Below are 19,791 nucleotides of genomic sequence, written 5' to 3'. Positions count from 1 at the left end.
CGCGGCGGGGGCCGGAAAATCCACTAAAAAAGTCGGCAAGTTTGATTGAATGACGACCTAAACGGCTCTTTGCATCCGCGCTGCAAAAAAGCCATCCAGGCCCGAAATTCCGGGCGATTCGAGCGCCAGATCGGCAGGCGTCGTGCGCAGCGTGCCCTCGGATGTGAGGAACGCATCGAGGCCGATGAATTCGCCGGGACGGATCGGGTCAGCGATCACTTCGGCGCTTTCGGAGAGAAAAGCGCGGCAGAGCTCCTCGCCTTCGATCGGATCAAGCGAGCAGTTGGAAAAGACGATCCGCCCGCCGGGTTTGACGAGCGTGACGGCGCGAGCGAGCAGCCTGCGCTGCAGCGCGGCCAGCTTCTCGACATCGGCCACGGTCTTGGTCCACGGCACATCGGGATGACGGCGAATGGTGCCTGTCGATGAGCAGGGCGCATCGAGAAGCACGGCGTCGAACAGCTCCGCCGGCCGGTAGTCGAGCAGGTCGGTCTGGACGAATTCGGCCGACAGGCCGAGGCGCTCGAGATTCTGAGCCAGCCGCGCCAGCCGGTTCTTCGACGTGTCGACGGCGGTGACGTGGGCGCCGGCGAGGATGAGCTGCGCCGTCTTGCCGCCGGGGGCTGCGCAGAGATCGGCGACGCGCTGGCCTGTGACGTCGCCGAACAGGCGCGCGGGAAGGCTTGCGGCCGCGTCCTGCACCCACCATGCGCCCTCGGCGAAACCCGGAAGGTCGGTGACGGCGGCTTTCGGCCTTTCCACCCGCACCGTGCCGGTCGGCAGCACGATGCCGCCCAGCCGCTCGGCCCAGAGCTGTGGGTCGGCCTTGACGGTGAAATCGACCGGCGCCTCATGGCGATGAGCCTCGAGGATCGCCTGCCCCTTCCCGGCGCCATAGGCGGCCGCAAGCCGTCGCACGAACCATTGCGGCGCCTCGCTGGTTGCGGCAAGCGTCGGCGCGAGCTCTGTCTCCTTGGCGCGGGCGAGCGAGCGCAGCACGCCATTGACGAGCGCGGCGAAACGCAGCGTGCGTGGGTCGGACTTGGCGTGGGTGACGGCAAGGTCGACGGCTGCGCTGTCGGGAACGTCGAGGAAAAGAATCTGGGCCGCGGCCACATGCAGAATATGCGCGAGCGCGGTAGCGTTTGGCGGCAGCGGCTTCTCCAGCCGCTTGGCCAAGAGCGCGGCAATGGTCATGCGATGGCGCAAGGCCGTGACCAGGATGGCGCGCACCAGCGCGCGGTCGCGGCTGTCGAGCGCCTTGTATTGCGGATGGCCGTGCTCGTTGTCGGTCAGGCCGTCGAGCGGCGTGCGTGCGTCGACGACGGCGGCGAGCAGGCGCGCGGCCGCCTTGCGCGCGGCAAGGCCGGCGACGGTCTCGTCACCGGCCCTTTGTTGCGGATTGCCTCGAGGTCTGGGTCGCGGCGGCTTCACGACCACGGACCCTTGGGTCCGCTGCTGCGCGGTCCGGTCGGGTTGCGGCCCCACGGATTGGGTCTCGGCCGCACCGGTTCGGCCGGTGCTGCGGGCTCAGTGGGCCGGCCCCAGGGTCCCGCCGGCGGTTCATCGAATTCGGTCGGCGCGGCCGATTCCTGCCGCGCGGCCCGGGGGGCACTGCCCATTTCGCGCGCCATCTGCTGCAGGGCGGCGATGCGGTTCTCGGTGTTCGGATGGGTCGAGAACAGATTGTCCATGCGCTCGCCGTGCAGCGGGTTGATGATGAAGAGATGCGCCATTGCCGGATTGCGTTCGGCATCGGGGTTGGGGATGCGTTCGGCGCCGCGCGCGATCTTGTCAAGCGCCGAGGCCAGCCACAGCGGATTTCCACAGATCTCGGCACCACGCCGGTCGGCTTCATATTCGCGCGTGCGGCTCACCGCCATCTGAACGACCATGGCGGCAAAGGGAGCCACGATCATCGCCACAAGCACGCCGACGAAGCCGAAGGGATTGTTGTTGTCGCGGTTGCCGCCGAAGAAGAAGGCGAAATTGCCGAGCATCGAGATGGCGCCGGCAAGCGTCGCGACGATCGTCATGGTCAGCGTGTCGCGATGCTGCACATGGGCAAGCTCATGCGCCATCACCGCCGCGACCTCCTCATGCGAGAGCCGCTCCAGCAAGCCGGTCGAGGCCGCGACTGCTGCATTCTCCGGGTTGCGGCCGGTGGCGAAGGCGTTGGGCTGCGGGCTGTCGATCAGATAGGTCTTCGGCATCGGCAGGCCGGCCTGCTTGGCCAGCGCCTGAACGATGGCGTAGTATTCGGGCGCATTCCTCTCGTCGACCTCGATGGCGTGGTTCATCGACAGCACCATCTTGTCGGCATTCCAATAGCTGAACAGGTTCATGCCGGCTGCGAGCAGCAGAGCGATCATCATGCCGCCGGTGCCGCCGACGAGAAAGCCGACGCCCATGAACAGCGCGGTCATGGCGGCAAGGAGCATGGCGGTGCGAAGCGTGTTCATCGTCTCATCCGTTTGCCGTCGCGGCGAATTGGGGTCGATCCTTTCGTCGTCATGGCTATATGATGGGAAAGGCCGGCCTTCGTTTCAATCGGCAGGACATATCGAATGACCGACGAATCCAACAAAGCCGAACTCTCCGGTGACGGCGACAAGCCGCATAGTGCGCTGACCCCGCAGGCGCGGCGCGCGTTGGCCGAGGCCGAGGCGAGACGCCAGCAATACCGCGCGGCCGAAGCCCGTCTGCCAAAGGAGATCGGCGGCCGCGGCGGCAATGAGCCCGGTCGCTACGGCGACTGGGAGGTAAAGGGCCTGACCAGCGATTTTTGACGAGAAACTATGCAGCGTCGCGCTGCGGCTCGAGCGCAATCCAGCCATCATCCGCAATCGCGAGGCCGAGCGCGTCGTAGGAAGCGATGCTGGGGTGCTGCGTCTGCATCGGATGGACATGCGCGGCGCTGATCACCATCACCGAGGCGCCGGAAGCTTCACCTGCCGCAATCCCCGCCGGAGCGTCCTCGAAGACCAGGCAGTCATGCGCCTCGACGCCGAGCCGCTCTGCCGCCAAAAGGAAGCAGTCGGGCGCCGGCTTGCCGATAATGACGTCCTCCCCCGAGACCATCATGGCGGGAACCGGAATGCCGGCTGCCTGCATGCGCAGCAACGCCAGTTCTCGAGGCGCCGAGGTGACGATGGCCCAGCGCTCCGGCGGCAACGACTGGAGAAAAGCCACGGCGCCCGGAATTGGCACGATGCCGTCGAGGTCGGCTGTCTCGGCCGCGAGCAGCGCATCGGCCTCCAGGACCGGATCGAGGCCGGGGAGCCCCAGCGCCGCGATCGTCTCCCTCGCACGCCTGCCATGGATCGTCGGCAGGAAGCTCGCCACGTCGAGGCCGTGGCGCTGTGCCCATTGGGACCACACACGTTCGGCCGCCGCGATCGAATTGAGGACCGTGCCGTCCATGTCGAAGAGGAAGGCGGCGAACTTTCTGCCTGCGAACATCGGATACCTTGGAGCTTCGTCTGGAGGGGAGATTGCTTTTCAGGAAGAGCGAAACGCGGGCGCCATCTTAGCCCTGAGGGTGCCGGCTGGAAAGGCTTCGGCGGCCATTTCCATCCGGCGCAGGAACAACCCCTGCGTTGCCGCGTTCCTCACCCGATCTTCGACATCAACGAAAGAAGGGAAGCGATGCTGATCCGGCTCGGCTATGAAATCGCCATCGAGTGTGTTCAGGCCACGCCGATCATCTCGCTTCTCGACATCCACCCCGACCGCCAGTCCGACATCAAGCGACAGACGCGCGTGCTGACCTCGCCCTCGGTCCCGACACGGACCTATCACGACCGCCACGGCAACATCTGCCGCCGCTTCACAGCACCGGCCGGCGGCTTCCGTATCCTCTACGACGCTGCGGTCGAGGACAGCGGCGAGCTAGATGAGGTCAACACGCTGGCGCGCGAAATGCCGGTGGCAGAACTGCCGGACGACGTGCTCGTCTATCTGCTCGGGAGCCGATATTGCGAGACCGACCACCTCAGCAATCTCGCCTGGCAGCTCTTCGGCCATCTGCCGCCTGGCTGGGCGCGGGTGCAGGCGATCGTCGACTACGTCCACAGCCGGCTTTCCTTCGGGTATGGCTATGCCCGCGCCACCCGCACCGCGGCGCAGGCGCATGAAGAGCGGGTCGGTGTCTGCCGCGACTTCGCGCATCTGGCGATCACGCTCTGCCGCTGCATGAACATTCCGGCCCGTTACGTGAACGGCTATCTCGGCGATATCGGCGTGCCGCTCGATCCGGCGCCGATGGATTTCTCGGCCTGGATGGAGGTGTTTCTCGACGGCAAATGGTACGCGTTCGACCCGCGTCACAACCGGCCGCGGATCGGCCGCGTCGTCATCGCACGCGGCCGCGACGCCACCGACGTGCCGCTGCTGCACAGCTTCGGTCCGCACCGGCTCAGCCTGTTCAAGGTGTGGACCTACGAGCAGGAAGGCAATCTGTTCAATCCGCCGCATCACGGCATCGACCGGACGGCGAGCGCCCAGATGCTGGCCTAAGGCGGGTCGCGCCGAGATGGATCCAAGCGAGGCGCCTTCTTGATTTGATGGCGTTGTCCCAGGAGCCCCTGCACGCTTCTGGAGGCTTGATTTCTGAACCGGATCGGCACAGCTCTGCTGTGCCTAATCGGGAAGGGTCTCTGTTTCGTCCCGGCCATCGGCAGCCAACATGGTAAGCGCTTCGTGAACGAAGGCGGGCAAACGCATTTTCGTTTACCGGCCGTTCACCCTGCTTTTGTCCAACGTCAAGCAAAAACAACGGCTTGACCAAGCTTCTGCGCCGCCTTGAGGTGCGTCAGCGCGATCCGGCCGAAATCCTGCAATGCATCCGCCAATCGGTTCGGTGCCATGGTTGATGGAGGCGGAAGGGTGCGGCGGTTCGAAGGGCTTGCAGTCGGGGTGAAAGGCTTTGTCAGGGATCGCGGCGGCAACTTTGCCATCCTGTTCGGGGCGGTGGCCTCGGTGCTGGCGCTCGGCGTCGGCTTCGCCGTCAATGTTTCCCAGCTCTACAATGTGCGGTCGAGCCTGCAGGGCGTCGTCGACGCGGCGGTGACCTCGACGGCGCGGGACCTCACCACCGGCGTCATCAAGGAGGCGGATGCCAACGGCTCGGTGCAGGCGTTCCTGGAGGCAAACAGCACCGCGGGCATCCTGCAGGCCAACCAGATCGTGCTGGACAAGCTGACCATCGACAAGATCGAGAAGACCGTGCAGGCGGATGTCCACGCCGATGTCTCGCTGTATTTCCCGCTGTTCAGCGTCGGCGGGATGCAGCGGGTGGCGGCTTCCACCTCGGCCGTCTATTCGGACAAGACGATCGAGGTGGCGATGATGCTCGACGTCACCGGCTCGATGGCCGGGCAGAAGATCAAGGATCTGAAGTCCGCCGCGAGCAACGCGGTCGATGCTTTCCTCAATGGCCAGGATGTAAACAATCCAAGGGTGCGCGTCGCTATCGTGCCTTACGCCAACTCGGTCAATGTCGGTTCGCTTGCCGCCGGCACCGTCTTTGCCGAAACCAAGACCAGCCAGCGCAAGCAGGCGCCGGGCAATGGGGATCCGCAACTGGCATCCGCAGCGGCGCGGCCGGACAATTGCGCTACCGAGCGCAAGGGCCCCTATCAGTATTCGGACGCCGGTCCCGATGTCAGCATGGTCAACCGCGACTATTTCCTGTCGCCCTTCGCCCAGCAGACCGGAACTGCCGCCTGCCCGGCGGCGGCGCTGATGCCGCTGACGGCGGATGCGGCGTCGTTGAAGACGGTCATCAAGGGCTTTGTCGCGTCCGGCGGGACGGCCGGCCATATCGGCGTGCAGTGGGCCTGGTACATGCTGTCGGAGAATTGGGGCGCCGTGATGAAGGCCTCGCAGCGGCCGGCCAAGATCAATCCGAAGAAGGTCGCCAAGGTCGCTATCCTGATGACCGACGGCGAATTCAACCTGTCCTATTTCGACGCCGGCAGCGTCGGGCAGGTCTACGACAATGCCGGCAAGGAGCAGACCCGCACGGCGGCGACGAAGCTTTGTGCCGCCATGCGCGACCAGGGCATCGAGGTCTTCACCATCGGCTTCGATCTCGACGAGAAGAACGCCAAGGCGACGCTGCAGGCCTGCGCCAGCCCGGATACCGGCTCGATCCAGCATTTCTACCAGGCCGACACAGGCGCCGAACTCGACGCCGCCTTCCAGAGCATCGCCCGCAACGTCGATCGCCTGGCGCTGACGCGATGATGGTCGAGAAATAAAGCTGTCCAAAGGAAAAGGCCGCCGCTTCCAACGAAGCAGGCGGCCTTCCGTGTTTCCGTCCATGACGCGGCACATGGCGGCGACCCCTCCGGGTCACCTGCCGCGCTTCTCGCGCCTTAACGGGAAGACTGCTTCCCGGAAGTGCGATCCGCTGAGCTCACGTTCTGGAAAACGAAATCACTCGACATCGGATCACCTCCTTTCGGTTTGTTGAACACACCCAGATGATGGGGTGCGTCGCAGCAAAAGACAAGGGGCGGCCGAGAGAGCGCGCCGTCGGTTTGGCCAAGCGCGTCGCGCGACCAGCTTTTAAGCCTTTGTTTTCAGATGCATCAGACGAAGCGCATCGGCGCGCCGATCTCGACGCGTGCCGGCCGGTCGACGGTGCAATAGACACCCAAATTGTGGGTGTTGTGACGCACCAGGTTGCGCAGGATGCCGGGATCGGTGTCGAAGCCGTCCTGGGCGATGATGGTGAATCCGCAGCGCCTGCAGGGTTCGGAGACCGTGAGCAGCAGGTCGCCGACGGCCAGCTTGCGGCCAATCCATTCAGTCTCAGGGAAGGAGCCTTCGACCGCGTCCATATCGACGACGATGTTGGGCCGGAATCGGCGCGGGTCGGGCGTGCCCTGCGGATGCAGCGCCTTCAGCCGCGCCAGCGAGGCGGTGGTGAGGAGATGCAGCGGCGCCCGGGTGTAACGCTCCTGCGTCAGCGGGCCGGAATAGTCGGGTGCGTGCTCGCGGAAGTAAGGCCGGATCGAGGCCTCGAAACCCAGGAATTCGGAGACAGCGCGATCGCTTTCGGCGGCGGGAGCAGGCAGCCAGTCGCCGCCAGGCACTGCCACTTCCAGCCTGCGGCCGGCGGTCAGTCGCGAGCGGATCCGCGGCGCCTGGTGCCATCTGGCCTCGCGATCCGGCCTGGCGATCTCGCCGGAAGCATCGACCAGGCCGAACAGCCGGTCGCCATCGACGGTTGCCGTGCCGACCGAGACGGCGTCCAGCGGCTCGCCGGCGAGCGAACTCGCCGGATAGCGCCAGAGCTGGCTTACCGCGCCGAGCGCCGCCTGACTCGTCATACGCCCTTCCGGTTCTGCCTGTTGGCGACGAGGTCGTCCACGACGGCGGGATCGGCCAGCGTCGAGGTGTCGCCCAGCGCGGCGTAATCGTCCTCGGCGATCTTGCGCAGGATGCGGCGCATGATCTTGCCCGAGCGGGTCTTGGGCAGGCCAGGCGCAAACTGGATCTTGTCCGGGGTCGCGATGGCGCCGATCTCCTTGCGGACATGCGAGACGAGTTCCTTGCGCAGGTCCTCGCTCGATGTGGAGCCCGCCATCAGCGTGACGTAGCAGTAGATGCCCTGGCCCTTGATGTCGTGCGGATAGCCGACGACCGCGGCTTCCGAGACCTTGTCGTGGCTGACGAGCGCCGATTCCACTTCCGCCGTACCCATGCGGTGGCCGGACACATTGATGACGTCGTCGACGCGGCCGGTGATCCAGTAGTAGCCGTCGGCGTCGCGGCGGCAGCCGTCACCGGTGAAGTACTTGCCCTTGTAGGTCGAGAAATAGGTCTGCACGAAGCGGTCGTGGTCGCCATAGACGGTGCGCATCTGGCCAGGCCAGGAATCGGCGATGCAGAGATTGCCGTCGGCTGCACCCTCCAGAATCTTGCCTTCGCTGTCGACCAGTTGCGGCTGGACGCCGAAGAAGGGGCGCGTCGCCGAGCCCGCCTTGAGATCGGTGGCGCCCGGCAGCGGCGTGATCAGGATGCCGCCGGTCTCGGTCTGCCACCAGGTATCGACGATCGGCACCTTGCCGTTGCCGACGACGTTGAAATACCACTCCCAGGCTTCCGGATTGATCGGCTCGCCAACCGAGCCCAGCACGCGCAACGACTTGCGCGAGGTCTTCTTCACATGGCTGTCGCCGGCGCCCATCAGCGCGCGCAACGCCGTCGGCGCGGTGTAGAAGATGTTGACCTGATGCTTGTCGATGACGTCCCAGAAGCGCGACTGCGACGGGTAGTTGGGCACGCCCTCGAACATCAGTGTGGTGGCGCCGTTGGCCAAAGGGCCGTAGACGATATAGCTGTGGCCCGTGACCCAGCCGACATCGGCGGTGCACCAGTAGATGTCGCCGTCGTGGTAATCGAAAACATATTGGTGCGTCATCGAGGCATAGACGAGATAGCCGCCGGTGGTGTGCAGCACGCCCTTCGGCTTGCCGGTGGAGCCGGAGGTGTAGAGGATGAACAGCGGATCCTCGGCCTTCATCTTCTCCGGCTTGCAGTCGGCCTTAACGGTCGCGACCTCCTCGTGGTACCAGACGTCGCGGTCCGGCATCCAGCCGGTCTTGCCGCCGGTGCGGCGCACGACCACCACCGTCTCGACCTGAGTGCCGGCTTTCGCGGCGATGTCGATCGCCTTGTCGGTGTTGTCCTTCAGCGGGATCGGCTTGCCGCCGCGCAGGCCCTCGTCGGCGGTGATGACGATGGTCGATTTGCAGTCATCGATGCGCCCGGCCAGAGCATCGGGCGAGAAACCGCCGAAGACGACGGAATGGATGGCGCCGATGCGTGTGCAGGCGAGCATGGCGTAAGCCGCCTCGGGAATCATCGGCATGTAGATGGTGACGCGGTCGCCCTTCTTGACGCCATGCTTCTTCAGCACGTTGGCGAAGCGGCAGACATGGGCGTGGAGCTCGTTGTAGGTGATCTTCTTGTCGTCGTAGGGATTGTCACCTTCCCAGATGATCGCAGTCTGGTTGCCGCGCTTCTTCAGATGCCGGTCGATGCAGTTGTAGGAGACGTTGGTCAGGCCGTCCTCGAACCAACGGATCGAGACCTTGCCGTCGAAGGAGGTGTTCTTCACCTTCGTGAAGGGCTTGAACCAGTCGATGCGCTTGCCGTGCTTGCCCCAGAACTTGTCCGGATTCTTCACGCTTTCGGCATACCACTTCAGATAAGTGTCGTTATCGATCAGCGCGTTCTTCTTCCACGCCGGCTGGACGCGGTGGACATAGACCTCGGACATTTTCTTCGCATTCCTCCCGAACCAATCCACCGGCTTGGATTGCCGGCGGCATCGCGGCGACGCGCCCGCGAATTTCGCGCGCATTATTAACAGTTCCGCCGTGACGGCAATATTAGACGTTGGATTCGCGCGGCGGGATGACGCAGGGGCAGGTCCGACCGCTGTCAGCACTCTCGGCGCGTCGCTGCTAACTTTATGTTTTCGTAGGAAAAACCAGACTCGGTTAATTAGAAATCAATGGACATTTAAGCAACTGAGCGCACAATCGCGCGTTGGGAGGAAAGGAGATCGACCTTTTAGGGGCTGCAATGCGAGACCATTCCGAACTGGACTTGATGCTCAGGGGTTACGGGCTGACGACGGCCAAGATTCTCTATCACTTCCCCGATCACCCACATCTGCTGCAGAGCTATATCTGGCAGGACTACGACATCGCACCGACCTTTCCGGTGCTGATCCGTTTCATCGAATTCTGGAAGACGAAACTCGATGGGCCGCTGCACTCGGTCACCTACACGCACCACCAGCTGATCGCGCCGAACGAGTGGCGGAAGGTGGACGGGGAATTCTTGCTGCACTGAGACGCCGCAGAGATTCTCTGGACGTCGAAAGTTTGGAGGAGACGCCCATCACTTCGTCATCCACGGCGGAGCAAGGAGCGAAGCGACGCGGCGCAGACCCGAGGATCCATTCCGTGACTTCGAAGCGTTGCGGCGATCCAGAATTCTGCTCTGCCACGCTCTACGATCGAGGTAACGGAATGGATCCCCGGGTCTTCGCGACGCCGCTTCGCGGCTGCTCCGCCGGTGGATGACGAAGTTCGGAGGCTGCGGCTAATCCTGCATGTTCACGATCGCCTTGATAGGACGTTCGCGACTCAATCACACCGCCGGCGGGTTGAGCCGGGCGAACCCCTCCTGACGGCGATACGCAAAATAAGGATAGGGCGCAGTTATCGCGCTCGCTTCATCGAGCGCCTCCATCTGTTCGGCGGTCAAGGTCCAGCCGACGGCGCCGAGGTTTTGCCGCAACTGCTCCTCGTTGCGGGCGCCGATGATCACCGACGATACGGTGGGCCGTTGTAAAAGCCAGTTGATGGCGACCTGCGGCACGGTCTTGCCGGTCTCGGCGGCGACGGTCTCCAGCGCCTCGACCACGTCGAACAGCTGCTCGTCCTCGACTGGCGGGCCGAAGCTCGCGGTGTCATGCAGACGGCTCTGTTCCGGCAGCGGCTGGCCGCGGCGGATCTTACCGGTCAGCCGACCCCAACCAAGCGGACTCCAGACAAGCGCGCCGACACCCTGATCGATGCCGAGCGGCATCAGCTCCCATTCGTAGTCGCGCCCGACCAACGAGTAGTAGACCTGATGCGCGACATAGCGCGGATAGCCGTGCCTGTCGGCCAGGCCGAGCGATTTCATCACCTGCCAGCCGGAGAAGTTGGAGATGCCGACATAGCGCAGCTTGCCCGCGCGAACGAGGTCGTCAAGCGTCGACAGCACTTCCTCGATCGGTGTCATCGCATCGAAGGCATGCAACTGGAGAAGATCGATATAGTCGGTGCCGAGGCGCTTCAGCGCATCCTCCACCGACCTGATCAATCGTGAGCGTGACGAGCCGTAATCGGCCGCTCCGTCGCCCATCGGCAGGGCGGTCTTGGTCGAGATCAGAACTGCGTCGCGGCGTCCCATGATCGCCTCGCCCAGCACTGTCTCCGAAGCGCCATTCGAATAGACGTCGGCCGTGTCGAAGAGGTTGACGCCCGCGTCGAGGCAGATGTCGACCAGCCTGCGCGCCTCCGTGGCGTCGGTGTTGCCCCAGGCGCCGAACAGCGGGCCGGAGCCGCCGAAGGTGCCGGCGCCAAAGGAAAGCGCCGGCACTTTCAGGCCCGAGGCGCCGAGACGTCGATATTCCATGGTTCTGCTCCTTGTGATGTCGAAAGCGGATTGAAGTGTTCAGCACTGGATTGGCCGGTTCGCCGCGCGGCGGCGAGATCGGCGAATTCGGTGACGCCGATGGCGAAGGCGCCGGGGGTGAGTGCATCGAAAGCAAGTGACATGGCGCTGTCCGTTCGGTCGGGAGGGGCCGCTCCAGTCCCGCGCCCCGACCGCGAAGATCGTGATCCGCCAAGCTGTGAACCAGCCTTGCATCCGGCATATTTTCTGTGAAATAGATTCACGAATGGCGAGGCCAGAAATCAACCGTTCCGGCGAGATCGAAGTGTTCGTCCGCGTCGTCGAGACGGACAGTTTCTCGGCGGCGGCGCGGGCGCTGCGCATGACACCGTCGGCGGTGAGCAAGCTGATAGCGCGGCTGGAGGCACGGCTCGGCGCGCGGCTGGTCAGCCGTTCGACGCGCCGGCTGCAACTGACGCCGGAAGGGGCCGCTTTCCACGACCGCGCCTTGCGCATCCTCGCCGATCTCGATGCCGCCGAGCGCGAGGCGGCTGCGGGCGCGGCGCCGCGCGGCAGGCTGAGGGTCAACGCCTATGTGCCTTTCGGGCAGCACCGGCTGATGCCGCTGCTGCCTCGTTTCCTCGAATGCTATCCCGAGATTTCGGTCGAGGCGATGCTGACCGACAGCGTCATCGACCTCATGGAAGAGCGCGCCGATGTCGCCATCCGCGCCGGGCCGCTCAAAGAATCACGGCTGGTGGCGCGCAAGCTCGGCCAGAGCCGGATGGTGGTGGTCGCGGCGCCCGCCTATCTCGAGGCGCACGGCACGCCGCGCAACCCAGCCGATCTCAGCCGTCACAATCTGCTCGCCTTCGGCTTCGCCCGACATATCGATGGCATGCCTTTCGTCGACCGGGATGGCGCATCGACCGTGGTCCCGATCGTCGGCAACACGGCGGTGAGCGACGGCGAAGCGATGCGGCTGACCGCGTTGGCGGGAGCGGGCATAGCGCGGCTGGCGCGTTGGCATGTCGAGCCAGATATCGCCGCCGGACGGCTTACGCCGCTGCTGGAAGAATTCAATCCTGGCGACGAGGAGCCGACGCATGCCGTCTATGTCGGCCAGGGTAAGCATCTGCCGGCGCGTGTCCGGGCCTTTCTGGACTTCCTCGCAGAAACTGTGCGCCTCTAATTCTTGCTTTTTGCAGCCACGGCAGAAGACCGCCATGCACTTCCGGAACTGCTGCAAGCAAAACCCAGTTGCGCAAGGACCACCGGCTTCCAACACGCCAGAACACGTGGGCGGTCGATGCCGGCGATGAGAGCGGCCAACTGGCGCAGCCGGTCCCCGCTGGCCTCACCGGCTGCCGAAGATCGCCGAGCCGACCCTGACGCTGGTCGCGCCGAAGGCGATCGCAATCTCGTAATCGCCGGACATGCCCATCGACAGTTTTTCCACGCCGGCCTCGCGGGCGAGCCTTTCCAGCAGCGCGAAATGCGGTCCCGGGTTCTCTTCGGCCGGCGGAATGCACATCAGCCCTTCCACGGCAAGCCCATGGACGTCGCGGCAGCGCTCGACGAAACGAACCGCCTCGCGCGGCTCGATCCCTGCCTTTTGCGGCTCCGAGCCGGTGTTGACCTGAACGTAGAGTCTTGGCGCCCGGTCCTGCCTGGCGATCTCCTTGGCGAGTTCGGCGGCGATCTTCTCGCGATCGACCGTCTCGATGACGTCGAAGAGGGCGACCGCTTCCCTGGCCTTGTTGGACTGCAGCGGGCCAATGAGATGCAGCTCGATGTCGGGAAAAGCGTCCCTAAGAGCCGGCCATTTGGCCTGCGCCTCCTGCACGCGGTTCTCGCCGAAGACGCGCTGGCCGGCGTCGATCACTGGGCGAATGTCTTCGGCCGCGAAGGTCTTGGACACCGCGACGAGCGTCACGGCGCCGGGCTCGCGTTTTGCCTCGCGCTCGGCATTTGCGATCCTTGCCTTGACCGCGAGAAGCTGTTCGACGACGCTCGTCATGCCCATATCCTGCCCATAGTTTTAGCGTCCACGCCGGCTCGCCGCAGTTGACGGGTCCGGCAATCCATGGTGAACACCGCGACGACATTTTCTCGGGCTGCCGGCCTTGTCCGGCGCCGCGTAGCTGCTTTTAAGTGAAAAACATCCGATGGCAACCGAACGATATAATCCGCGCACGTCAGAGCCCAAATGGCAGAAGGCCTGGGCCGAAAAGAAGCTGTTCGAGGCCAGGAACGACGATCCGAAGCCGAAATACTACGTGCTCGAGATGTTCCCCTATCCGTCGGGCAAGATCCATATCGGCCACACCCGCAATTACACGATGGGCGATGTGGTGGCGCGCTACAAGCGGGCCAAGGGCTTCAACGTGCTGCATCCGATGGGTTGGGACGCCTTCGGCATGCCGGCCGAGAACGCGGCGATGCAGAACAAGGTCCATCCCAAGGACTGGACCTATGAGAACATCGCGGTCATGCGCGAGCAGCTCAAGGTCATGGGGCTGTCGCTCGACTGGGCGCGCGAGTTCGCCACCTGCGACGTCGACTACTACCACCGCCAGCAGATGCTGTTCCTCGATTTCGTCGAGAAGGGACTGGTCACGCGCAAATCCTCCAAGGTCAACTGGGACCCGGAGGACATGACCGTGCTCGCCAACGAGCAGGTCATCGACGGCCGCGGCTGGCGCTCGGGCGCGCTGGTCGAGCAGCGCGAACTGACGCAGTGGTTCTTCAAGATCACCGACTATGCGCAGGACCTGCTGGATTCGCTCGAAGGCCTCAACGAATGGCCGGAGAAGGTCAAGCTGATGCAGCACAACTGGATCGGCCGCTCGGAAGGGCTGCTGATCCGCTGGCCGCTGGCGGCCTCGGTCGCCGGCGAACATGAGCTGGAAGTCTACACGACCAGGCCGGACACCATCTTCGGCGCCTCCTTCATGGCGATCGCTGCCGATCATCCGCTGGCCAGGAAAGCCGCCGAGAACAATGTCGAGCTGGCAAAGTTCATCGACGAGGTGCGCCATATGGGCACCTCGGTAGCGGCGCTGGAGACGGCCGAGAAGAAGGGCTTCGACACCGGCATCCGCGTCGTCCATCCGTTCGACGAGAACTGGACGCTGCCGGTCTACGTCGCCAATTTCGTGCTGATGGAGTACGGCACCGGCGCCATTTTCGGCTGCCCGTCGGGCGACCAGCGCGACCTCGACTTCGCCAACAAATACGGCCTGCCGGTGATCCCGGTGGTGATGCCGGAAGATGGTGATCCGAAAACCTTCCAGATCATCGACGAGGCCTATGTCGACGACGGCGTGATGATCAATTCGCGCTTCCTCGACGGCATGAAGCCGCAGCGGGCGTTCGACGAGATCGCCAAGCTGCTGGAACAGAAGACGATCGGCAACCGGCCGATGGCGGAGCGCAAGGTGAATTTCCGCCTGCGCGACTGGGGCATTTCGCGGCAGCGCTACTGGGGTTGCCCGATCCCGATGATCCATTGCGAGGATTGCGGTGTGGTGCCGGTGCCGAAGGCCGATCTGCCGGTCAAGCTGCCCGACGACATCGAGTTCGATCGCCCGGGCAACCCGCTCGACCGCCACCCGACCTGGCGGCATGTGAAATGCCCGCAATGCGGCAAGGATGCGCGGCGCGAGACCGACACGATGGATACCTTCGTCGATTCGTCCTGGTATTTCGCCCGCTTCACGGCGCCCTGGGCGAACGAGCCGACCGAGCCCAAGGCGGCCGACGAGTGGCTGGCGGTCGACCAGTATATCGGCGGCATCGAGCACGCGATCCTGCATCTGCTCTATTCGCGCTTCTTCACCCGCGCCATGCGCGAGACCGGTCATCTCAATCTCGCCGAGCCGTTCAAGGGCCTGTTCACGCAAGGCATGGTGGTGCACGAGACCTACCGTGTCGGCAGTTCGTCGAACGGCCGCTGGCTGTCGCCTGGCGAGGTCCGGATCGAGGATGCCGACGGCAAGCGCCGCGCTATCGAGATCGCCACCGGAGACGAGGTCACCATCGGCGCGCTCGAGAAGATGTCGAAGTCGAAGAAGAACACGGTGAGCCCGGAAGAGATCACCGACGGCTACGGCGCCGACACCGCACGCTGGTTCATGCTGTCGGATTCGCCGCCGGAGCGCGACGTCGAATGGACGGACGAGGGCGCCGCCGGCGCGCATCGCTTCGTGCAGCGCGTCTGGCGGCTGGTGTCGATCGCGGCCGATTCACTGGCCGACGCGAAGCCGGCCGCGGCAAAGGAAGGCGAGGCCGGCGCCGTCTCCAAGGCCGCTCACAAGATCCTGAAGGCGATCGGCGAGGACATCGAGAAGCTCGGCTTCAACCGTGCCATCGCCCGCACCTACGAGCTCGCCAACGCGCTGACCACCCCGCTCAACGACGTCGCCGAGGGCAAAGCCGATGCGACGCTGAAGGCTGCCTGCCGCGAGGCGGTCGAGATCCTGGTGCACGTGATCGCACCGGTCATGCCGCATCTTGCGGAGGAGTGCTGGGAGACGCTCGGCGGCACAGAACTCGTCGCCGAACGGCCGTGGCCGACCTTCGATCCGGCGCTCGTCGTCGACAACGAAATCGTGCTGCCCGTGCAGGTCAACGGCAAGAAGCGCGGGGATTTGACAATTGCCCGCGACGCAGACCAAGGTTCCGTCGAAAAGGCGGTGCTGGCCCTCGACTTCGTGCAGAAGGCGCTGGAAGGCAAGGCACCGCGCAAAGTGATCATCGTCCCGCAAAGGATCGTCAATGTCGTTGCCTAAGACGGAAGTGACGCGTTGGCTGAGCCGCATGGCGCTTTGCGGTCTGGTCGCCTCGACCGCCCTGGTCTCGGCCTGCACGGTGCGGCCGCTCTACTCCAACGCGCCCCTGGTCGCGGGTTCGGACGCCGGCACGGCCTCGGCGCTGTCGTCGATCGCGATCAAGCCGGTCAGCACGCGCTATGCCCAGCAGGTGCGCAACAACCTGATCTTCGCCTTCGGCCAGAACGCCAACGAGCCGTCGAACCCGGTCTACACGCTCGATCTCGGCGTCAGCGAACTGGTCGAGTCGGCCGCATTGGTGCAGGTTCAGACCGACGAGGACGAGCCGACGGCCGGCACAGTGACGCTGACCGCCAACTATGTGCTGAGGGACACGGCGACCAATACGGTGATCTCGGTCGGCAAACGTTCGATCCCGTCTTCCTTCGACAGGCCGCGCCAGGAGTATGCGGCCTACCGGGCGCAGATCGACGCCGAGAACCGCGCCGCGCGCGAACTTGCCGATCTTTTGCGCCTGGCCATTGCCCAGGATCTGATCAGGCACGGCAAGAAAGCCTAGTTCTTCGCCCGGGATTGGCCGAAGCCCCTCCAACCTCGTCATCCCAGGGCGAAGCAGCCGCGAAGCGGCGTCGCGGAGACCCTGGGATCCATTCCGTGACCTTGATCGAAGAATGCAGCGGAGCAGAATTTCTGCACCCCTGCAGCTCCTTTGTAACGGAATGGATCCTCGGGTCTACGCGGTACGCTTCGCTTCCCGCTCAGCCCAAGGATGACGATCGCGATGGCGGTTCCGGTCGATCGCCAAGGGATGGCACTCTGCCAAGAAAAAGGCCGGGTGCCCGGCCTTTTTTGTACCTGGGAAAGATGAGATCAGCCGATCTTCTGGCCGGTCTTGGCCCAGTCGGCGATGAAGGCGGCAAGTCCCTTGTCGGTCAAGGGATGGCTGACCAGCGCTCTCAGCGTCGCCGGCGGCGCGGTGATCACATCGGCGCCGATGAGCGCCGCCTGCTTGACGTGGTTCACCGTGCGCACCGAAGCGGTCAGGATCTCGGTCTTGAAGTCGTAGTTGTCATAGATGGTGCGGATCTCGGAGATCAGCTCCATGCCGTCCGAACCGGTGTCGTCGATGCGGCCGACGAAAGGCGAGATGAAGGAGGCGCCGGCCTTGGCGGCGAGCAGCGCCTGATTGGCCGAGAAGCATAGCGTCACATTGACCATGCGGTTCATCTCGGTGCGGATGGTCTTGCAGGCTTTCAGCCCGTCCAGCGTCAGCGGCACCTTGATGGCGACATTCGGCGCGATCTTGGCCAGCACCTCGGCCTCGGCCATCATGTCCTTGAACTCGGTCGCCACGACCTCGGCCGAGACCGGGCCTTCGACGATGTCGCAGATCTGCTTGGTGACTTCGGAAATCTTGCCGCCCGATTTCAGGATCAGCGAAGGGTTGGTGGTGACGCCATCGACCAGACCCAGATCGTGCAGCTCCTTGATTTCCTTGATGTCAGCGGTATCGACAAAAAACTTCATGGCGGTCTCCTTGGAGATTTCCAGGTGCCTAACAGGCACGTTCGGGGGTCACCCTTTGCTCTAGACCAAAGTCGGGGCAAGGTCACGCCTGATGATGGAAGATTCGCCTTTTGTAGCGGCCGCACCCGTGCTGGTGCCGATGCCGGCCGAACGGCCCTACACCTATGCCGTGCCGGCCGGCATGCGCGTGGTGCCGGGTTCGATCGTGCGCGTGCCGCTGGGGCCCAGGCAGGTGGCGGGCATCGTCTGGGACGCCGTCGTCGAGACCGTCGATGCGAAGAAGTTGCGGCCGATCGAGGAAGTCTTCGACTGTCCGCCGATCGACAAGGGCATGCGCCGTTTCGTCGACTGGATCGCGCAATACACGCTGTCGGCCCCCGGCATGGTGGCGCGCATGCTGCTGAGGGCGCCTGAAGCCTTCGATCCGGAGCCCTGGATCGAAGGGCTGCAGCGCACCTTGGCCCAACCCGACCGCCTGACCGACGCCCGTCGGCGGGTGCTGGAGACGGCCGAAGGCGGACTTGCCTGGACGCGCTCGGGGCTGGCGCATGCGGCGGGCGTCTCCTCGACCGTCATCGACGGCTTGAGAGCGCAAGGCGTGTTCGAGACAGTGATGATCCCGCCGCGACCGGTGGTGGCGGCGCCCGATCCCTGCCATGCCGTGCCGGCGCTTATGCCGGACCAGAAGGCCGCCGCCGAGAAGCTGCGCGCGGCGATCGCGGCCGATGCCTTCAACGTCACCCTGCTCGACGGCGTCACCGGCTCGGGCAAGACGGAAGTCTATTTCGAGGCGGTGGCCGCAGCCCTCGGCAAGGACAAGCAGGTGCTGATCCTCTTGCCGGAAATCGCGCTGACGCATGCCTTCCTCGAACGCTTCCAGGACCGCTTCGGCGCCAAGCCGGCGGAATGGCATTCCGACCTGCCGCCGAGGATGCGCGAACGCGTCTGGCGGCAGGTGGCGGAAGGCGGCGTGCGCGTCGTCGCCGGAGCGCGCTCGGCGCTGTTCCTGCCGTTCAAGCAGCTCGGCCTGATCGTCGTCGACGAGGAGCACGACCCGGCCTACAAGCAGGAGGACCGCGTCTTCTACAATGCCCGCGACATGGCGGTGGTGCGCGGGCATATCAGCGGCTTTCCGGTGGTGCTTGCCTCTGCCACGCCATCGGTCGAGAGCCGCGTCAATGCCAGTCAGGGCCGCTACAGCAGGGCGGTGCTGTCGGCGCGCTTCGCCGAGGCAGCGCTCCCCGACCTGAAGTCGATCGACATGCGGCGTGCGCCTCCGGCGCGCGGCGGCTTCCTGTCGCCGATCCTGCTGGGACACATGCAGCGCACGCTGGAGAGACAAGAACAGTCGCTGCTCTTCCTCAACCGGCGCGGCTATGCGCCGCTGACGCTTTGCCGCGGCTGCGGCCATCGCTTCGGCTGCCCGGTCTGCTCGGCCTGGCTGGTCGAGCACCGCTTTCGCGGCCAGCTCGTCTGCCATCATTGCGGCCACAATGAGCGGCGGCCCGAAGCCTGCCCCGAATGCGGCACGCTCGATCATCTGGTCGCCTGCGGGCCGGGCGTGGAGCGCATCGCCGAAGAAGTTGTGGCGCATTTTCCCGAGGCGCGAACTATCGTGCTTTCGTCAGACCTTCTGGGCGGCGTGCGCCGGCTGCGGCTCGAGCTGGAGGCGGTCGCCAATGGCGAGGCCGACATCGTCATCGGCACCCAACTCGTCGCCAAGGGACATAATTTTCCGGGCATGACGCTGGTCGGCGTGGTCGACGCCGATCTCGGCCTCGCCAACGGCGACCCGCGCGCCGCCGAGCGCACCTTCCAGTTGCTCAGCCAGGTGACGGGGCGCGCCGGCCGCACCGGCAAGAAGAGCCTCGGCCTGCTGCAGACTTACCAGCCGGACCATCCGGTGATGCGGGCCATCGTCTCCGGCGATTCGGAAGCATTCTACGAGCGCGAGATCGCCGAGCGCGAGCGGGCGGCATTGCCGCCGTTCGGACGTCTGGCCGGCATCATCGTCAGCGCGGCGACTCGGGGTGAAGCCGAAACCCATGCGCGTGGCCTGAGGCGCGCGGCGCCCCAAGCCTCCGATCTCTTCGTGCTCGGGCCGGCCGAGGCGCCGCTGTCGCTGATCGGCGGCCGTCACCGCTTCCGTCTGCTCGTTCAAGGCGAGCGGCGCGCGGACATGCAGGGCTTCATACGCGCCATGCTGGCGGAAGGGCCGAAGGTGAGGGGCTCGGTGAGGGTGCAGGTCGATATCGACCCGCAAAGTTTTCTGTGACACCAA

The 19,791-nt window shown here is 64.8% G+C and carries 17 protein-coding genes; 8 read left to right on the top strand and 9 right to left on the bottom strand.

Annotated features, from left to right (window positions below; translation table 11 throughout):
• Positions 1–57: 57 nt before the first annotated feature.
• Positions 58–1,434, bottom strand: a complete 1,377-nt coding sequence (locus tag EN818_RS19225; protein ID WP_245420290.1) for an RsmB/NOP family class I SAM-dependent RNA methyltransferase — start codon at positions 1,432–1,434, stop codon at positions 58–60.
• Positions 1,431–2,462 (bottom strand): zinc metalloprotease HtpX, encoded by a 1,032-nt coding sequence (htpX, locus tag EN818_RS19220; RefSeq protein WP_095804777.1) that lies wholly within the window; start codon positions 2,460–2,462, stop codon positions 1,431–1,433. Before htpX ends, EN818_RS19225 begins: the two co-directional genes overlap by 4 nt.
• Before the next feature lie 105 nt (positions 2,463–2,567).
• On the opposite strand from htpX, the gene EN818_RS19215 reads away from it, so the two are divergent.
• Complete coding sequence (locus EN818_RS19215; RefSeq protein WP_095804776.1) at positions 2,568–2,789, top strand: DUF1674 domain-containing protein; 222 nt, start codon at positions 2,568–2,570, stop codon at positions 2,787–2,789.
• Positions 2,790–2,796: 7 nt separating this feature from the next.
• Here EN818_RS19215 and EN818_RS19210 read toward each other — a convergent pair whose 3' ends face one another.
• Positions 2,797–3,462: an HAD-IA family hydrolase gene (locus EN818_RS19210; RefSeq protein ID WP_095804775.1), complete on the bottom strand. Its 666-nt coding sequence runs from the start codon at positions 3,460–3,462 to the stop codon at positions 2,797–2,799.
• 186 nt (positions 3,463–3,648) lie between these two features.
• On the opposite strand from EN818_RS19210, the gene EN818_RS19205 reads away from it, so the two are divergent.
• On the top strand, positions 3,649–4,518 hold the full coding sequence (locus EN818_RS19205; protein ID WP_095804774.1) for a transglutaminase family protein: 870 nt from the start codon (positions 3,649–3,651) through the stop codon (positions 4,516–4,518).
• A gap of 369 nt (positions 4,519–4,887) precedes the next feature.
• Positions 4,888–6,249, top strand: a complete 1,362-nt coding sequence (locus EN818_RS19200; RefSeq protein WP_165349957.1) for a pilus assembly protein — start codon at positions 4,888–4,890, stop codon at positions 6,247–6,249.
• A gap of 347 nt (positions 6,250–6,596) precedes the next feature.
• Here the strand turns inward: EN818_RS19200 and EN818_RS19195 are convergent, their stop codons facing one another.
• Together EN818_RS19195 and acs are read right to left on the bottom strand one after the other, a co-directional pair.
• Positions 6,597–7,340, bottom strand: coding sequence for an MOSC domain-containing protein (locus tag EN818_RS19195; RefSeq protein ID WP_095804773.1), 744 nt, complete (start codon positions 7,338–7,340; stop codon positions 6,597–6,599).
• Positions 7,337–9,295: an acetate--CoA ligase gene (gene acs / locus EN818_RS19190; protein WP_095804961.1), complete on the bottom strand. Its 1,959-nt coding sequence runs from the start codon at positions 9,293–9,295 to the stop codon at positions 7,337–7,339. Before acs ends, EN818_RS19195 begins: the two co-directional genes overlap by 4 nt.
• Positions 9,296–9,603: 308 nt before the next feature.
• On the opposite strand from acs, the gene EN818_RS19185 reads away from it, so the two are divergent.
• Positions 9,604–9,876, top strand: coding sequence for an usg protein (locus tag EN818_RS19185; protein ID WP_095804772.1), 273 nt, complete (start codon positions 9,604–9,606; stop codon positions 9,874–9,876).
• Positions 9,877–10,176: 300 nt separating this feature from the next.
• Here EN818_RS19185 and EN818_RS19180 read toward each other — a convergent pair whose 3' ends face one another.
• Entirely contained in the window at positions 10,177–11,211 is a 1,035-nt protein-coding gene (locus EN818_RS19180) for an aldo/keto reductase (protein ID WP_095804771.1), read from the bottom strand.
• Positions 11,178–11,354 (bottom strand): hypothetical protein, encoded by a 177-nt coding sequence (locus EN818_RS32755; protein ID WP_165349958.1) that lies wholly within the window; start codon positions 11,352–11,354, stop codon positions 11,178–11,180. The genes EN818_RS19180 and EN818_RS32755 overlap by 34 nt, the downstream gene beginning before the upstream one ends.
• A 122-nt stretch (positions 11,355–11,476) precedes the next feature.
• Here EN818_RS32755 and EN818_RS19175 point away from each other — a divergent pair, with 122 nt between their 5' ends.
• The gene (locus EN818_RS19175; protein ID WP_095804770.1) at positions 11,477–12,382 is read left to right on the top strand and encodes a LysR family transcriptional regulator; all 906 of its coding nucleotides are present in this window, start codon (positions 11,477–11,479) and stop codon (positions 12,380–12,382) included.
• A gap of 165 nt (positions 12,383–12,547) precedes the next feature.
• Here EN818_RS19175 and EN818_RS19170 read toward each other — a convergent pair whose 3' ends face one another.
• The gene (locus tag EN818_RS19170; protein WP_095804960.1) at positions 12,548–13,210 is read right to left on the bottom strand and encodes a YggS family pyridoxal phosphate-dependent enzyme; all 663 of its coding nucleotides are present in this window, start codon (positions 13,208–13,210) and stop codon (positions 12,548–12,550) included.
• A gap of 148 nt (positions 13,211–13,358) precedes the next feature.
• Between EN818_RS19170 and leuS the strand changes: the two genes are divergently transcribed.
• Together leuS and lptE are read left to right on the top strand one after the other, a co-directional pair.
• Positions 13,359–15,983 (top strand): leucine--tRNA ligase, encoded by a 2,625-nt coding sequence (gene leuS, locus EN818_RS19165; protein WP_135905054.1) that lies wholly within the window; start codon positions 13,359–13,361, stop codon positions 15,981–15,983.
• Positions 15,970–16,542 (top strand): LPS assembly lipoprotein LptE, encoded by a 573-nt coding sequence (lptE, locus tag EN818_RS19160; protein WP_095804768.1) that lies wholly within the window; start codon positions 15,970–15,972, stop codon positions 16,540–16,542. Before leuS ends, lptE begins: the two co-directional genes overlap by 14 nt.
• A gap of 311 nt (positions 16,543–16,853) precedes the next feature.
• Here lptE and fsa read toward each other — a convergent pair whose 3' ends face one another.
• On the bottom strand, positions 16,854–17,510 hold the full coding sequence (gene fsa / locus EN818_RS19155; protein WP_095804767.1) for a fructose-6-phosphate aldolase: 657 nt from the start codon (positions 17,508–17,510) through the stop codon (positions 16,854–16,856).
• Between the two features lie 91 nt (positions 17,511–17,601).
• Here fsa and EN818_RS19150 point away from each other — a divergent pair, with 91 nt between their 5' ends.
• Complete coding sequence (locus tag EN818_RS19150; protein WP_095804766.1) at positions 17,602–19,785, top strand: primosomal protein N'; 2,184 nt, start codon at positions 17,602–17,604, stop codon at positions 19,783–19,785.
• Positions 19,786–19,791 lie beyond the last annotated feature (6 nt).

Source organism: Mesorhizobium sp. M3A.F.Ca.ET.175.01.1.1, from assembly GCF_004791945.1.
Lineage (GTDB): Bacteria > Pseudomonadota > Alphaproteobacteria > Rhizobiales > Rhizobiaceae > Mesorhizobium.
The sequence above is the reverse complement of the archived record's forward strand: the minus strand, read 5'-3'. Positions and strand labels throughout refer to the sequence as shown.

Excerpts from the sequence above, each read along its gene's own strand:
- EN818_RS19185 (WP_095804772.1), top strand. The coding sequence starts at position 9,604 with ATGCGAGACCATTCCGAACTGGACTTGATGCTCAGGGGTTACGGGCTG.
- EN818_RS19210 (WP_095804775.1), bottom strand. The coding sequence starts at position 3,462 with ATGTTCGCAGGCAGAAAGTTCGCCGCCTTCCTCTTCGACATGGACGGC.
- lptE (WP_095804768.1), top strand. The coding sequence starts at position 15,970 with ATGTCGTTGCCTAAGACGGAAGTGACGCGTTGGCTGAGCCGCATGGCG.
- leuS (WP_135905054.1), top strand. The coding sequence starts at position 13,359 with ATGGCAACCGAACGATATAATCCGCGCACGTCAGAGCCCAAATGGCAG.
- EN818_RS19215 (WP_095804776.1), top strand. The coding sequence starts at position 2,568 with ATGACCGACGAATCCAACAAAGCCGAACTCTCCGGTGACGGCGACAAG.
- EN818_RS19205 (WP_095804774.1), top strand. The coding sequence starts at position 3,649 with ATGCTGATCCGGCTCGGCTATGAAATCGCCATCGAGTGTGTTCAGGCC.
- EN818_RS19195 (WP_095804773.1), bottom strand. The coding sequence starts at position 7,340 with ATGACGAGTCAGGCGGCGCTCGGCGCGGTAAGCCAGCTCTGGCGCTAT.
- acs (WP_095804961.1), bottom strand. The coding sequence starts at position 9,295 with ATGTCCGAGGTCTATGTCCACCGCGTCCAGCCGGCGTGGAAGAAGAAC.
- htpX (WP_095804777.1), bottom strand. The coding sequence starts at position 2,462 with ATGAACACGCTTCGCACCGCCATGCTCCTTGCCGCCATGACCGCGCTG.
- EN818_RS19180 (WP_095804771.1), bottom strand. The coding sequence starts at position 11,211 with ATGGAATATCGACGTCTCGGCGCCTCGGGCCTGAAAGTGCCGGCGCTT.
- EN818_RS19175 (WP_095804770.1), top strand. The coding sequence starts at position 11,477 with ATGGCGAGGCCAGAAATCAACCGTTCCGGCGAGATCGAAGTGTTCGTC.
- EN818_RS32755 (WP_165349958.1), bottom strand. The coding sequence starts at position 11,354 with ATGTCACTTGCTTTCGATGCACTCACCCCCGGCGCCTTCGCCATCGGC.
- EN818_RS19170 (WP_095804960.1), bottom strand. The coding sequence starts at position 13,210 with ATGACGAGCGTCGTCGAACAGCTTCTCGCGGTCAAGGCAAGGATCGCA.
- fsa (WP_095804767.1), bottom strand. The coding sequence starts at position 17,510 with ATGAAGTTTTTTGTCGATACCGCTGACATCAAGGAAATCAAGGAGCTG.
- EN818_RS19150 (WP_095804766.1), top strand. The coding sequence starts at position 17,602 with ATGATGGAAGATTCGCCTTTTGTAGCGGCCGCACCCGTGCTGGTGCCG.